The organism is Magnetospirillum sp. WYHS-4 (assembly GCA_039908345.1).
In the GTDB taxonomy this organism is placed as follows: Bacteria; Pseudomonadota; Alphaproteobacteria; order Rhodospirillales; family GLO-3; genus JAMOBD01.
On record JAMOBD010000004.1, the window covers coordinates 30,341 to 44,687 of the forward strand.

At 63.7% G+C, this 14,347-nt stretch carries 15 protein-coding genes; 5 read left to right on the forward strand and 10 right to left on the reverse strand.

Annotation, left to right across the window (positions count from 1 at the left end; all coding sequences use genetic code 11):
* The first annotated feature begins 3 nt into the window (after positions 1–3).
* Positions 4–1,002: a hypothetical protein gene (locus H7841_02715; protein MEO5335795.1), complete on the forward strand. Its 999-nt coding sequence runs from the start codon at positions 4–6 to the stop codon at positions 1,000–1,002.
* Positions 999–1,613, forward strand: a complete 615-nt coding sequence (locus H7841_02720) for a cytochrome b/b6 domain-containing protein (protein ID MEO5335796.1) — start codon at positions 999–1,001, stop codon at positions 1,611–1,613. The genes H7841_02715 and H7841_02720 overlap by 4 nt, the downstream gene beginning before the upstream one ends.
* A 485-nt stretch (positions 1,614–2,098) precedes the next feature.
* Here H7841_02720 and H7841_02725 read toward each other — a convergent pair whose 3' ends face one another.
* The gene (locus H7841_02725) at positions 2,099–2,551 is read right to left on the reverse strand and encodes a toxin-antitoxin system HicB family antitoxin (GenBank protein ID MEO5335797.1); all 453 of its coding nucleotides are present in this window, start codon (positions 2,549–2,551) and stop codon (positions 2,099–2,101) included.
* Positions 2,552–2,682: 131 nt separating this feature from the next.
* On the opposite strand from H7841_02725, the gene H7841_02730 reads away from it, so the two are divergent.
* Together H7841_02730 and H7841_02735 are read left to right on the forward strand one after the other, a co-directional pair.
* A complete protein-coding gene (locus tag H7841_02730; protein ID MEO5335798.1) occupies positions 2,683–3,261 on the forward strand; it encodes a hypothetical protein in 579 nt (192 codons plus the stop codon).
* A 16-nt stretch (positions 3,262–3,277) separates the two neighbouring features.
* The gene (locus H7841_02735; protein ID MEO5335799.1) at positions 3,278–4,150 is read left to right on the forward strand and encodes an FkbM family methyltransferase; all 873 of its coding nucleotides are present in this window, start codon (positions 3,278–3,280) and stop codon (positions 4,148–4,150) included.
* A gap of 4 nt (positions 4,151–4,154) precedes the next feature.
* Here the strand turns inward: H7841_02735 and H7841_02740 are convergent, their stop codons facing one another.
* The 4 genes from H7841_02740 to aprB all read right to left on the reverse strand — a co-directional run bounded on the left by H7841_02740 (position 4,155) and on the right by aprB (position 8,910).
* Entirely contained in the window at positions 4,155–5,447 is a 1,293-nt protein-coding gene (locus tag H7841_02740) for a FecR family protein (GenBank protein ID MEO5335800.1), read from the reverse strand.
* A 26-nt stretch (positions 5,448–5,473) separates the two neighbouring features.
* The gene (locus tag H7841_02745; GenBank protein ID MEO5335801.1) at positions 5,474–6,376 is read right to left on the reverse strand and encodes a YkgJ family cysteine cluster protein; all 903 of its coding nucleotides are present in this window, start codon (positions 6,374–6,376) and stop codon (positions 5,474–5,476) included.
* Between the two features lie 111 nt (positions 6,377–6,487).
* Positions 6,488–8,404, reverse strand: a complete 1,917-nt coding sequence (gene aprA / locus H7841_02750; protein ID MEO5335802.1) for an adenylyl-sulfate reductase subunit alpha — start codon at positions 8,402–8,404, stop codon at positions 6,488–6,490.
* A gap of 83 nt (positions 8,405–8,487) precedes the next feature.
* A complete protein-coding gene (aprB, locus tag H7841_02755; protein MEO5335803.1) occupies positions 8,488–8,910 on the reverse strand; it encodes an adenylyl-sulfate reductase subunit beta in 423 nt (140 codons plus the stop codon).
* A gap of 365 nt (positions 8,911–9,275) precedes the next feature.
* Between aprB and H7841_02760 the strand changes: the two genes are divergently transcribed.
* Complete coding sequence (locus H7841_02760) at positions 9,276–9,632, forward strand: nucleotide pyrophosphohydrolase (GenBank protein ID MEO5335804.1); 357 nt, start codon at positions 9,276–9,278, stop codon at positions 9,630–9,632.
* Here H7841_02760 and H7841_02765 read toward each other — a convergent pair.
* The 5 genes from H7841_02765 to H7841_02785 all read right to left on the reverse strand — a co-directional run bounded on the left by H7841_02765 (position 9,627) and on the right by H7841_02785 (position 14,347).
* Positions 9,627–10,196 (reverse strand): response regulator, encoded by a 570-nt coding sequence (locus H7841_02765; GenBank protein ID MEO5335805.1) that lies wholly within the window; start codon positions 10,194–10,196, stop codon positions 9,627–9,629. The genes H7841_02760 and H7841_02765 overlap by 6 nt on opposite strands.
* A 72-nt stretch (positions 10,197–10,268) precedes the next feature.
* Positions 10,269–12,086, reverse strand: a complete 1,818-nt coding sequence (locus tag H7841_02770) for an extracellular solute-binding protein (GenBank protein MEO5335806.1) — start codon at positions 12,084–12,086, stop codon at positions 10,269–10,271.
* Between the two features lie 20 nt (positions 12,087–12,106).
* Positions 12,107–13,393 (reverse strand): diguanylate cyclase, encoded by a 1,287-nt coding sequence (locus tag H7841_02775; GenBank protein MEO5335807.1) that lies wholly within the window; start codon positions 13,391–13,393, stop codon positions 12,107–12,109.
* Positions 13,390–14,187: a histidinol-phosphatase gene (hisN, locus tag H7841_02780; protein ID MEO5335808.1), complete on the reverse strand. Its 798-nt coding sequence runs from the start codon at positions 14,185–14,187 to the stop codon at positions 13,390–13,392. Before hisN ends, H7841_02775 begins: the two co-directional genes overlap by 4 nt.
* Positions 14,180–14,347, reverse strand: coding sequence for a hypothetical protein (locus H7841_02785; GenBank protein MEO5335809.1), 168 nt, complete (start codon positions 14,345–14,347; stop codon positions 14,180–14,182). Before H7841_02785 ends, hisN begins: the two co-directional genes overlap by 8 nt.

The window sequence follows — 14,347 nt, forward strand, 5'->3', positions numbered from 1 at the left end:
GAGATGATCACCGCTCTGCACCATCGCCCGGTCGGGGTCGCGCTGCTTCTTCTGGCCGCCTTGCTGCTGGCGGGGCCGGCCTGGGCACAGACCCTGGGCGCCGCACCCAAGGACCCGGAAACCATCGAGCAGGTCCGCAAATGGAACGCGGAATGCCTGGAATGCCATGTCGAGGCCGCGTTGCGCCGGCCGCCCCGTGAGGGCATGGATTTGGTCAAGCTTGGCCAAGCTCTGACCGATCCCGAGGCTTACGCCAAGTCCAATCACGCCGGCATGGCCTGCAAGACCTGCCATCTGGGCGCCTATCGGGAATATCCCCACGCCGGAGCCGTGAAGGAAAAGGCCAGGACCCTGGAGTGCAACGAGTGCCACGCCCAGCAGACTTGGCGGGTCGAGGAGCAGGTGGCGAAAAGTACCCACGCCAAGAAGCTGAAGGACAAGTTCACCTGCAACACCTGCCACAACGCCCACGTCTACGCCAAGGCGGAGATCCTGAAAGATTCGGCGAAGATCGTCGCCCAGGACAACGGCATGTGCATGGGCTGCCACGACTCCGACAAGAAATTCGTCGAATTCGGCGGCATCCTGATTCCAGGCAAGAAGCGACCCGACATCGACGCCATCCACAAGTGGCTGCCCAACACCAAGCGGCACTGGCAGGCGGTGCGCTGCATCGAATGCCATACGCCCAAGGCCACCACCCGGACCCTGGCCATGTCCCATGAGGTTCTGAACAAGGAGAAGGCGCAGAAGGATTGCGTCGTCTGCCATACCAAGGACACCGCGCTCCGGACCAGCCTCTACCGCTGGACCGCCGAGGAAGAGGCCTCCAAGCTCGGCTTCCTGAATAGCGCCATCCTGGGCGAGTCCTACGTCATCGGCGCCACCCGCAACGCCTATCTCGATTTCTTCGGCCTGGGACTGGTGGGGTTGACCTTCGCCGGTGTGGTGGGCCACGGCATCATCCGCATCCTGGTCGGGCGGAAGAGGAGGGATCCATGAGCCATCGCATCTTCATCCTGCCGCTGTGGATCCGGCTTTGGCACTGGACCAATGCCCTGCTGATCATCACCCTGACGGTCACCGGGGCCAGCCTCCACTTCGCCGATCCCACACTTCCGCTGGTTCCCTTCGCCACGGCGGCGCGGGTCCATGACGTCGCCGGATTGTCCCTGGCCGGCCTATACGGCTTCTTCGTGATCGCCAACATCGTCAGCGGCAACTGGTGGCAGTACGTTCCCAAGCCCGGAGGGTTCGTGGAACGCTGCGCCCGCCAGACCCGGTTCTACCTGTTCGGCATCTTCAAGGGCGAGGTCCACCCATATCCGCCGACCAAGGAGGCGAACTTCAATTCGCTGCAGCAGATCGTCTACTGGATCATCATGTATTTCTTCATGCCGCTGCTGGTGCTGACGGGGCTCATCTTCCAGTGGCCCGACCTGGCCCCGAAGCGCATCTTCGGCATGGATGGCCTGGTGCCGGTGGCGGTGCTTCACTACTTGGTCGGCATCGTCATCGTCAGTTTTATGGTCGCCCACATCTACCTGGGTACCACCGGCGTCAAGGTCACCAGCCTGTTCAAGATGATGATCACCGGCTGGCACGAGGAATAGGCTCTCTCCTCGTTCAGGCAAAGGAATCCTGATTTTCCAGTGACCATCTTCATTCCGTCCGGTGCGCCATTCTTTCAATGACTTAGAAAGAATCCCTTCCCCGCCAGACCGTGATTTGGGACAATTTTGGGACAGTCGGCTCCCAAAGTTCCCCGGAGGTTGGCGATGGCGACCCTCATGTAGCGCGGCAAGGCCTGGCAGGCGAAGGTCCGCAAGGTCGGCTACGCCGTCCAGACGGCGACCTTCGACACCAAGCCCGAGGCCGAGGCCTGGGCGGCGGTCATCGAATCCGAGATGGCGCGGTCGGTTTTCGTGGATCGTTCGGCAGCCGAAAAGACGTCCCTCGGGGAAGGCCGAAGGCATGCAGATGGGGGCAGGGGCGAAGCATGAAGACATACAGCGTTTATCGGAATGATAAAATCGGCAAGGCGGTCGCCGTTGGCCCATGGCTTCAACTGGTTTGCGATTTTTTGCCTAAATCGCGCTCAGGCGACATGCTCAAGGGTCTCGGCGACGAAGCCGTTGAGGCTCTTTCCCTTCCGTGCCGCTGCATCGGCGATGCGGCGATGTAGCTCCGGGCCAATCCGCACCGTGAAGCTTCCCGAATACGGCTTCTCCGGCTCCTTCCCCCTTTCCCGGCACCACTCCCTATAGTCCGCGATAGTGTCGGCAAAGGCAGTTTTCAGTTCAATGATGGTTCGTCCCTGAAAGGTCAACACGTCACGGGTGTTGACCACCTCCCCGTGGAACAACCCGGCCTCTTCGTCCAATTCGACCGTGGCGATATAGCGCCGCGTCACGCTGCCGGTGGAATGGCCCAACAGGGCGACGACGGTGGGCTCGGTACGGCCCTTTTCATTCGCAAGCGAGGCAAAGCCATGCCGCCCGGCTGATCTAATGAATACCTTCCGTTTGTCGGATCGGCGGGAAGGATGCATGACGCTTCCAGTTCGGCCAGATTTTCCAGACGGTGCGGTGCAGGACCCTTTGATATCTTGCGTGAAGGCGTCGGGCCCTTGCCAGATGGAACCGGATGGCACACCCTGGGGACGAGGTAAAGGAGCCGTCCATGCCCGTCGACTTTTCGAAGATCCTCGACAAGCTCAATGAATTGGAGGAGACCTTCGAGCGCGAGCTTGAGGAAGGTCGCCGCCGCTTCCACTACCAAGTCGTCGCCAAGAAGGTCCGCTTCGAACAGCAGAGGATCGATCTGCACCGCCGGCTACGGAAGGGGCCGGGGCGGTTCCTTGCCGAGTCCGGGGTATTGGCTCTTTTGGCCTCGCCCTTGGTTTACGCGCTCTTCCTGCCGCTGGCGTTGCTCGACCTGCTGGTCCTGATGTTCGTCCACCTGGGCTTTCCGGTTTACGGCATCGCCAAGGTACGACGCGCCGACTACGTGGTTTTCGACCGCCATCAACTGGCCTATCTCAACCTGATCGAGAAGCTGAACTGCGTCTACTGCGGGTACGCCAACGGAGTGATCGCTTATGCTCGCGAGGTCGCCAGCCGTTCCGAAGCGCACTGGTGCCCGATCAAGCACGCCCGTCGCACCCGGGACCCGCACCGCCGCTACTGGCGGTTCGCCGAGTTTGGTGACGGCGAGGCCTACCGTCGGATCTCCGGCAACGATCCCGTTCGCCCCGACTAGAAAGGAATATCCCTCCATGAACAAGGCCCCCGCCGCCGAAGCCTCCGTCGCCATTCGCCGGGGCCGGCATGGTCATTTCATGTATCTCCGCGGCGATGCCTATGTTGGGCGCAGCCTGGAACTCTACGGCGAATATTCCGAGGATGAGGTCCTGCTGTTTCGCCAGTTCGTCAAGCCCGGCGCCGTGGTGGTCGAAGCGGGCGCCAACATCGGCGCCCTTACGATCCCCCTGGCCCGCTTGGCGGGGCCCACCGGAAGGGTGGTGGCGATCGAGCCCCAACGTGCCCTGTTCAACGTCCTTTGCGGTAATCTGGCCCTCAACGGCCTGCTCAACGTCGTGCCCCTGCGCGCCGCCGCCGGCCGTGTCGCCGGCCAGACGATTCTTCCCGTCTTTCCCTACCACGGAAAGGGTAATTACGGCGGGGTTTCGGTGGGCGATATCCAGGGCGCCGAAGCCAGGGAGGCCATTGCCGTAATCGCTCTCGACGACCTCAAGCTGCCCAGACTCGACCTGCTCAAGATCGACGTTGAAGGCAGCGAGTCGGAGGTCCTTGTCGGGACTGCCGAGACCATCCGCCGCCTGCGCCCCGCCCTGTACGTCGAAAACGACCGTCGCGAGAAGTCGGCGGCCCTCATCGCCCTCTTGCAAGAGATGGACTACGCCCTCTGGTGGCATCTGCCCCCCCTGTTCCGGGTCGACAATTTCCACCGCAATCCGGACAACATTTTCGGCGTCATCGTATCGATCAACCTACTGGCACTGCCGCGCGAGAAAGGCCCCTCGGTCCAGGGCCTGCGCCCGGTGGCAGGGGCCGAGGACTGGTGGCGCGTCCCGGAAACGATCGAGCCCTCGGCACCGACGCCAAAAAAGAGAAAGAGAAAGAAGTAGGCGCTCAGCCGTCGCCCTCGCGCCGCGAGCGGCCACGCACCACGGTTCCGTCCGGCAGTCCGCTGCCCAGGCGCTCGTCCGGAGCGCCACCATAGAGAAAATCGATGCCGATCCCCCCCCGCCGCGCCGTTTCCATATCGGGAGCCAGGAAGTAGCGTATCTCCCTCCGAGGCGCGGGCCCCAACGAACCTGCCACAGGAACAGGGCCTTGAACCGGTGGGGGAGCCGGCTTGGGTGCGGGCTGCGGTGCCGGCTTGGGTGCGGGCTGCGGTGCAGGCTTGGCACTGATGGCCGCCTTGATGACCGCCTTCGGAGACTCGACGGCGGAATGTTCCGGCTTGGCGGGTTCGACCTCCGGTCCGGACTTCGGTGCGACGTTGCCTTTGACTGCCTCCGCCACCGTTCCCAAGGCTTGCCTTAGGGGTTCCTTGGCCTCGCCCGCCGGCCCCTGAGGTGCCGATTTCGCCGCCCCCTCCAACATCCCCATTGCGCCCAGGGGCGCCTCGAACAGGTGATTGGCATCGTCCTTTTCCATGACGCCGACCGACGAAGCCTCCAAACCAAAGGAGGTTACGGTGGTAAAGGTGCCCGGCGCCTTCAGGGCGCGGGTTCCCCGTCCATTGACGATGGAGGCCTCGCCCTTGCCGCCCATGTGCACCGCCGTCAGGTTGCGGCCGTCGGGCAGGTCCAGGCCGCAACGCAAGCCCTGCAGCCGCAGGGTCGCGACCGGGGTGTCGACGCTCAAGCCCGGGTCCGCCGTCGTCTGGAAAACCATGTTGCCTTTAAGCATCGATAGGGTGGACCCGTCGACCACATACAAGGCGAGCCGCGAAGCCTCCCCCAGTACCACCACCCCGCCCTTGCGCAGCAGCAGCGCAAGCACGGCCGCCTCGCCCGTGTCCAGGATGTCGCCCGCCATCAGCACCGAACCAGGCCCGGCCGCCTCCGACTTTCCGGCGCGATGAATAAAGGTCTCGCCACCGGTCAGGGCGACCTTAGCCACCGACTCGCCGGCGGTCGGCTGCGGATCTCCCAGATGGCGGGCCAGGGAACCGGGAACCCGGCAGCCGTCGTCGCCCTGCAGGTCGGGAGGCTCCGCGGCCATGAAGAAGCCCGCGACCGACAAGGCGCTCCCATCCCGCCAAGTCAGCACCAAATTGCCTTCCTCGCGAGAATAGGCGGCCAGGGCCGGCGGCCGATCCGCCGGCAGGCGCACCCGTCCCGACGGGTCGATGGCCAGCGCCTGCGGCGCCGGCTCGTCGTCGGTCAACTCCCAGCGTCCCAGCCCCAGGGCCATGCCCTTTCCGCCCCCCTAAATGCCGATCAGCAGGCTCCCATGTCTTGACGGGCCTTGACGATCGCTCTCTGCAGGACTTCCTGCTTGAGATTAATCGTCGGATCGTTAAAAATCACATTCTTCATCCAGTCGAATCCCAGACGGACCAGCGCCTCGTCGTCGGTCTTCAGGGTTTCGAGCGCCTCCGCGTCGATGTCGTAGGTCTCCAGGAACTTGCTGCCAAACACGAAACGGCGGAAGGAATCGACGTCCGTCGATACCATGAAGAACATCTTTTTGGTCTGGGCCGTGAGGTCCTGGCCGAAAGGCCCGCCGACCACCTTCCAGGAGGCCATCTTCATCAGGATGTCGATCCAGCCGCGGTTGACGTCGTCGTAATGGGGAACGCCCTGTTCCTCGCGGAAGGCGCTGACAGACAATTCCTTGGTTTTGGTGTGGCCTTCGCAATGGTCTTCCTTCACCAGGAAAAAGAAATCCTCCTTTTCCTCGCTGCCCTTCATTTTCACGCTGGCCAAGCCCAGCGGATAATAGCGGCAGGTGGCGGGTCGGTCCTCGTAAACGGAACAGCCGTTCTCGCGCATGAAGGGACAGGCCCCCTTGCCGTCCTCACCGGCCATCTTGAGCTTGGCGACCGGAAGATCGGCCTTGTCCCAGAGCGCCGGAAAGGTGTGTTCGAGCAGAAACTCGGCCGGACGGACACCCAGGTTTCTGGACAACCGCAGGATATCGTAGGGTGTCAACGTAATGTCGGCGCCATGGCAGCACTTGTTCCAGCAGGAATTTTCGCGCTTGCAGGAAAAGCAGAAGGAATCCGCGGCCGTGAGGCGGACCGGCATCACCGGGTTCTTCTGTGTCTTGACGCGCGTGGCATCGAGGATATCGACCTCGATCTCGCGGTCGAGGTAGTTCCGTTCGTAGCCTTCGGTCATCGCGTATCTTCCTTCCTGGTCCTGGCGGCGCGGCATCTTATTCAAGAACGGAAAGGGGCGCCGGTCAAGCCGGCGCCCCCCCGATTTCCGGAATTCCCCGGCAGTCGAAGCTTAGTGCTTCTGGCCGCCGTAGAACTTCTCGACGATGTCGATGTGCGGAATCTTCTTCATCTCCCACTCGCCCGTATCCGGGTTGTGGCGGGAGTTGACGAAGCACTTCCAGTTGTTGTTGTCCAGCTTCGGGAAGTCGGTGCGATAGTAGAAGCCCGGATACCGGGTTTCCTCGCGGAACATGATGTGGCGCAGGTGAGCTTCCGCCGCCCACAGGCGGTGGTAGTTCTCCCAGGCGCGCATCAGTTCGTGCAGGTCCTTCGCACGCAGGTTCTTGGAGTCTTCCTTCAGCCAAGTCAGCTGCTGCAGGCCGATTTCCAGCATCTTCGCATTGGTCTGGTAGTAGGTGGACACGCCGGCCACATACTCGTCCATGTACTTCTGCAGACGCTTCTGGAACATGGCCGGGGTGATGTAGAACGGGTTGACGTCCTCGGCGGTCGTCTTGTCCTTGTGCTGGAAGTAGTTGCGCACAGGCAGGTAGATTTCCTCGGCGATGGCCTTGATGTCGCCCTTGAGCGAGGGCTTGAAGCCCTTGTGGTCGCGGACGAAGCGGACCATTTCCTTGCCGGCGATGCGGCCTTCGGTGTGGGAGCCCGAAGAGAACTTGTGGCCGGAAGCGCCCACGCCGTCACCGGCGGTGAACATGCCCTTGACGGTGGTCATGCGGTTGTAGCCCCACTGCCACTCCTTCGGAGCGATGTCGGTGGGACCGGACACCCAGATGCCGGAGCAACCGGAGTGCGAACCCAGCAGGTACGGCTCGGTCGGCATCAGTTCGGACGGAGTCTCTTCCGGACGGATGTTCATACCGGCCCACACGCCGGCCTGACCGATGCACATATCCAGGAAGTCTTCCCAAGCCTCGGCTTCGAGGTGCTTGATTTCCTGCGGGGTCATGGTCTCGGCCAGCTTCTTCATGGCCGTGTGGGTGTTCATGAGGATGGGGCCGCGCCCTTCCTTCATTTCCTTCAGCATGGCGTGGTTACGCAGGCAGGTCGGGACCACGGCGGCCGTATCGTAGGGAGCGAACTCCTTCAGCATGTCGGCGTTCTTGATCACGTAGTTCTCGCCCGCGCCGTTGGTGGCCTGCGACTTGAACAGCAGGAACCAAGCGCCCACCGGGCCGTAACCGTCCTTGAAGCGGGCGGGCACGAAGCGGTTTTCCATCATGGTCAGCTCGGCGCCGACTTCCGCCGCCATGGCGTAGGTCGAACCGGCATTCCACACCGGGTACCAGGTGCGGCCGTTGCCTTCGCCGTTGGACCGCGGACGGAAGATGTTCACCGCGCCGCCGCAGACGTTCAGGATGGTGTTGGCGCGGAAGACGAACAGCTTGTGCTCGCGGACGCTGAGGCCGACGGCACCGGCGATGCGGTTGGGCTCGTTGGTGTCGAGCAGGTACTTCACGATGAAGCAACGCTCGATGATGTTCTCGATACCGAGCGCCTTCTTGGCGGCTTCGGCGACGATGGGCTTGTAGCTTTCGCCGTTGATCATGATCTGCCAGCGGCCGGAACGGACCGGCTTGCCGCCGTCCTTCAGGGGCACGCCTTCGCTGCCCTTTTCCTTCCACACGGGCAGGCCCCACTCTTCGAAGAGCTGCACGGTGGCATCCACATGACGGCCCACGTCGAAGACCAAGTCGTCGCGGGTCAAACCCATCAGGTCGGCGCTGACCATGCGGACGTAGTCCTTCGGGTCCTGGTCGCCCAGGTAGGTGTTGATGGCGGACAGGCCCATGGCGACCGCGCCGGAGCGGTCCATGGCAGCCTTGTCGACCAGGGTGATCTTGACGTCGTCGCCGGCCCAGCGCTTCGCCTCGAAGGCCGCGCCGCAAGCCGCCATACCGCCGCCGACGATCAGGATGTCGGTTTCGACGTCGATGATTTCGGGATCCCCGAAAGTACCAGCCATTGTCTCATTCTCCTGTCTGCGCGGTTACCCGTCGTCCCGACGGGCCTCCCGCGTGTGGAAATATGTCTCGGAACGGTCCCGTGTCAGGGAGTCGGCAGGGTCTTGCCGGTCTCGGTGAACAGCAGGTTGTCGTCCAGGCTGCCGGGTGCCGGCTTGTTGCCGTACGGGTCGATGGAACCGACCGGCGTGGTGCGGACCGGGAACTTGAAGCGCTTCACTTCACCGTCGCGGAACTTGATGGTCCACATGATGGCGGTATCGGTACGCAGCGGGATGCAGGCGCCGCCCATCGGCACCACGTCCTGGTAGGCGCGAACCTCGATGGCCTGCTGCGGGCAAGCCTTCACGCAGCACTGGCATTCCCAGCACTGGTCGGGCTCCTGATTGAAGGCCTTCATGCGCTCGGTATCGAGCTTCATGAGGTTGTTCGGGCAGATGTACATGCAAGCGGTCACCTGACCGCCCTTGCAGCCATCGCACTTCTCGGTGTGCACGAAGGTGGGCATTGAGCGTTTCCCCTGATTTCCTCAGTTGAGATGACATCCGGGTTGAGATGACATCCAGAAGCGGGGAACTTCTCCGCCCCCACCCATATAGCGACCGCACGACGCAACCCCGTTGCGCCATCCGGAAAGCCAAATGGCCGCTCCCAGACTTCGGTGACCCGAATATATTATGGTTTATTCATATACGCGGGTCCGCGAAGGCTGTCAAATGACTTGGATCGATGTCCGCGCCGCCTGGCGCACGATCCTTTCAAGGTATTGGCGAACAAGGGTAATTTTTTGGTAGCCCGAGCCCCCCGGCAAGCAATCGCGTTGCCATCCGAGGGCGGCTGTGCTCCCATGGAGCCCGACAGGGAGGACCGAGGATGCCCGAGACCATCGCCCATTTGACGCGCCGCCTGGTGGAATTCCGCGAAGAGCGGGACTGGGCCCAGTTCCACAGCCTGAAGAACCTGCTGATGTCGCTGACCATCGAATCGGCCGAGCTTCTGGAACTGGCGCAATGGAAGGAAGACGGCGCCCTGGAGGCCGACCTGCACCGTCCCGAGGTCAAGGCCCGCCTCGAGGAAGAGGTGGCGGATGTCTTTCTCTATTTGCTGCTGGTCTGCGAGCGGGCAGGCATCGACCTCGCCCGGGCGGCGGAACGCAAGATCGACCTCAACGCCGCCAAGTACCCGGCCCACAAGGCGCGAGGTTCGGCGCGGAAGTACACCGAGCTATAAGCCGGCCAGCATCTTGTCGATATCGTCCTGCGATACATCGACGCCGCTTTCCTTGACGGCGACTTGGTCCTCCTGCCGGCGGGCCTTGCCGGCCTGGTAAGGATCGCGCCGCCGCCGTCGGTCGGGACCGACGAAGGATTTGGCCCGAATGAAGGGGCGCGGCCGGTTGATCACGGCACAGATTCGGGCATAGAGCGTGGTGGCCGATATCGGCTTGGCGAGGAATTCCGTAATTCCTGAATCGCGAGCCGTGCATACTCTGCCCACTTCGGTATGGGCGGTGATCATGATCAGCGGCACGAAGGCGCCCGAGCTATCCGCGTTGCCCCGAATTCGCCGCGTGAAGGCCAGCCCGTCCATGGGCCCCATCTGCCAGTCGCAGAACACGATATCGGGAGAGAAATCCTTGAGCCGCTCGAACGCGCTTTCGCCGTCCTCGGCCTCCTCGATCTCGCGAACGCCGAAGGAACGCAAAATGTTAATGACCATGGACCGCATGTGCGGGTCGTCGTCGATGACCATGAAACGCAGGCGCGTCAGGACATACTCGGGCAGCTTCGCCATGTCTGGCCCCCCAAGGGCATGACTGGCCGTTTAATTCACTTGGCCGAAAAGATCAATACGGGTCGCCAGTCGTCACTGCCCGCTTTTGCGGCGTTCCTCCAGGGACTTCTCCTTGGCCGGGTCGATCCACCAAGTGGTGAACTGGGCACCGCGCCGGGGCGTGACCTTGGGCATGCCGAACTTGTCCCAGTAGGCCATGCGGTCGTAGTCCAGGTGCCAATGGGGGATGACGTAGAATCCCCATTGCAGCACTCGGTCCAGGGCCCGCGTGCGGGTCACCAGGGACTGGCGATCCGGGGCGGCGATCAGCCGGTCGACCAACTCGTCGACCACCGGGTCCTTGATGCCCGGAAAGTTTCGGCTGCCCGGCTGGTCGGCGGCGGCCGCGGTCCAGTAGTTGCGCTGCTCGTTCCCCGGCGATTCCGACTGGCCCCAGGTCATCACCACCATGTCGTAGTCGAAGGTCTCGGCGCGCCGGACGTACTGGGCGGAATCGATGGTTCGCACGCGGGCCTTGACGCCCAGGCGTTCCAGGTTCCCGACGAAGGGCAGCGCGATGCGTTCGAACAGCGGGCTGACCAGCAGGATCTCGAACTCGAAGGGCTTGCCGGCGGCATTCGCCCGGACGCCATCCTTGATGGTCCAGCCAGCTTCCTTGAGCAACCGGTCGGCTTCCTTCAGGTTGGTTCGGATCTGGCCGGAGCCGTCGGTGCCGGGCGGAGCGTATGCCTTGGCGAAGACCTCGTCCGGCACCCGGCCGCGGAACTTCTCCAGAATACTCATCTCGTCGGGCGACGGCAGGCCGGTGGCGGCCAGCTCCGAATTGTCGAAGTAACTGCGGCTGCGGCGGTACTGGCCGTGGAACAGGTTCTTGTTTGACCATTCGAAGTCGAAGGCGTAGGCGAGAGCCTCGCGCACGCGCCGGTCCTTGAACAGGTCGCGGCGCAGGTTGTAGACGAAGCCCTGCATGCCGGCGGGGCGGTCGTGCTTGATTTCGCTCTTCTTGATCCAGCCCTTCTTGACCGCGGGAACGTCGTAGCCGGTCGCCCAGTCCTTGGATGAGTTCTCGGCCCGGTAGTCGAATTCGCCGGCTTTGAAGGCTTCCAGCGCCACCGTGCCGTCGCGGTAGTAGTCGTAGCGGATGGTATCGAAGTTGTGGCTGCCCTTGTTGACCGGCAGGTCCTTGCCCCAGTAGTCGGCCACCCGCTCGTAGGCGACGGAGCGCCCGGCATCGACCGATTTGATGCGATAGGGCCCGCTGCCCAAAGGTGGTTCCAGCGTCGTCCTGGAAAAGTCCCGCCCTTCCCACCAGTGCTTGGGCAGGATCTCGATCTGGCCCAGGATGAGGGGAAGTTCCCGGTTTTCGCCCGGCTTGAAGGAGAATTTGACCTTATGGGGGCCCAGCTTTTCCGTCCTGGCGACGCCGGCGTAATAAAGCCGGTAGTGGGGCTGGCCCTTTTCCATCAAGGTGGCGAAGGTGAAGATCACGTCATCGGCGGTGACCGGCCGGCCGTCGTGCCAGCGGGCCTCCTTGCGCAGGTTGAAGACGACCCAGGACCGGTCCTCGGGAACCTCGACCGATTCCGCCAGGAGGCCGTATTCGGTGAAGGCCTCGTCGGCCGAGGAAACCAGCAGCGAGTCGTATATCTGTCCCAGCCCGTCGGCCGCATCGCCCTTGACGATGAAGCCGTTCAGGTCGTCGAAGCTGCCGACCGAGCCCAGGCGCACGCTCCCGCCCTTCGGTGCCGCCGGATCGACATAGTCGAAATGGGCGAAGCCGGCCTGGTACTTGGGTTCGCCGTGCATGGCGAGCCCGTGGCGCGGCGCCGGATCGGCGGCTAAGGCCGGGGCGGCCACCAGGACGGCCAGCAGAGCGGGGAACAGGCGCATGGGGGGCCTCCTTCGGATGGTCAGTCGCCGTAGAAGCGGTAGTGGTTGCGGCCCGCGTCCTTGACCTTGTACATGGCTTCGTCGGCGCATTTGGTCAGGCTTTCGGCATCCTTGCCGTCGTCGGGGTAGAGGGCGATGCCGATGCTGGCCCCGACGGTCAGCGAGACGCCGTTGAAGTCCAGGGAGCTGGTGAGAGAGGTGATCAGCGTGCCGGCGACCCGGGCGGCATCTTGCTTGCCGTGGATGCTTTCCAGGATGACCACGAATTCGTCGCCGCCGACCCGGGCGATGGTGTCGGAACCACGCAGGTGCTGGCGCAGGCGGTGGGCGACGCCCTTCAGCACGAAATCGCCGGCGTCGTGGCCGTAGGTGTCGTTGATCGGCTTGAATTTGTCCAGGTCGATGAACATCAGGGCGAACATCGCCTGGCTGCGGTAGGAACGGGCCAGGCAGCCCGCCAGGCGGTCGTTGTAGAGATTGCGGTTGGGCAGCCCGGTCAGGGTGTCGTGATGGGCCATCTTCTTGATCTGGGCTTCGTACTCCCTGCGTTTGGTGACGTCGCGCATGGCGCCGATGAAGGCCCGAGAGCGGCCCTCGCGCAGTTCCGAAACGCTCATCTCCATGGGGAAATGGGTGCCATCCTTGCGCTGGCCGTCCATCTCGACCAAGCGGCCGATCACCTTGGGTTGGCGGGTTTCCAGGTAGCGGGCGATATAGCCGTCGTGCTGGCCGCGATGGGGCTCGGGCATCAGGATCGAGACATTCTGGTTGATCACCTCGCGTGCCTTGTAGCCGAACAGACGTTCGGCCGCCGGATTGAAGGCGAGGATCTGGCCCTGTTCGTTGATGGCGACAATGCCTTCGGCCACCGTGTCCAGGATGCCCTTGAGCCGCTGTTCGCGCAGCTTGGTGGCCTCGGCGGCGCGGATGAATTCGGTGATGTCGAGCGCCTCGACCATGAACACCGGTTCGTCGGCCAGTTCCAGCCGGGTGACGAACAGCTTGACGTCGCGCGGCTCTCCCTTCAGCGGCAGCATCTTGAGCGGGACGCCGTTTTCTTCCTCGGCGAAGGTGTCGAGCCCGGCGGCCATCAGCTCCGCATAGTCGGGATCGATGAAGTCGGGCAAGGTGCGGCCGATCAGGTGGGCCGCGCCTTCCGCTCCCAACATCCGCGCGCCCGCCGGATTGATGTAGACGATGCGATCGCCGTGGCACAGGCAGACCAGATTGACGACGGACTTGACCAGGCGCAGCCCGACGTCTTCGTCATCGTTCCTTGCCACGCTGCCGACCCAGCCGTCGTTCACCCGCTTTCCCCCGCCAGCGCGGTCAGAGCCGCGCGGTGGGCGGCCGCGTCGCCGGCCGCAAGCACGCGGCTGCCGGAGGCGACGGTCAAGGGCCGACCCTCCCAGTCGCTGATGACGCCACCGGCGCCTTCCACCACCGGCACCAGGGCGCAGTAGTCGTAAGGCTTCAGGGACGCCTCGCAGACCAGGTCCACGGTGCCGTTGGCCAGCAGGCCGTAGGCGTAGCAGTCGGCCCCATAGAGGGATTTCTTGACCCGGCCGCGCAGGCGGTCGAAGGCTTCCGCCTCGGCCCCCGCGAACATGTGGGGCGTGGTGGCGTAGAGCCAGCCCCGCGCGAGGTCGGCGCAGGCCCGGACCCGGACTTCCCGCCCATCGAAGAGGGTGGGGCGGCCCTTGACGCCGACCCAGCGCTCGCCGGTCGCCGGGGTCTCGATGACGCCGACCACCGGCCGGCCCTTGTAGGTCAGGGCGATCAGGCTACCGAACAAGGGCTTGCCGGTGACGAAGCCCTGGGTGCCGTCGATGGGGTCGATCACCCAGATGTAATCGGCTTCCATGCGGGTGCGGCCGTGTTCCTCGCCGAAGATGCCGTGGTCGGGGAAGGCCTGTTCGATCAGGGCGCGCAACGCCGCTTCGATTTCCCGGTCGGCGATGGTGACCGGCGAGGAATCGGCCTTGTCGTCCACGGCAAAAGCGCCGCGGAAGTACTTCCTGGCGATGGGACGGGCGGCGTCCGCCAGCCGGATGGCCAGCGCGGCGAAGACGTCGAGGTCGCGGCCGGTGGGCTCACTCATGCTGCGGCTTGATCCGGTAGATGGGCGTGAGCGGCACCTCCATGGGCGCCCCGGCGAATTCGGGGCGCGGCACCAGCAGGTTGCCGGTCATGCTGACGGCCCACAACAACCACGTGACCAAGGTCGCCACGCCGATCAACTTCAGAAACAAATCGAACAT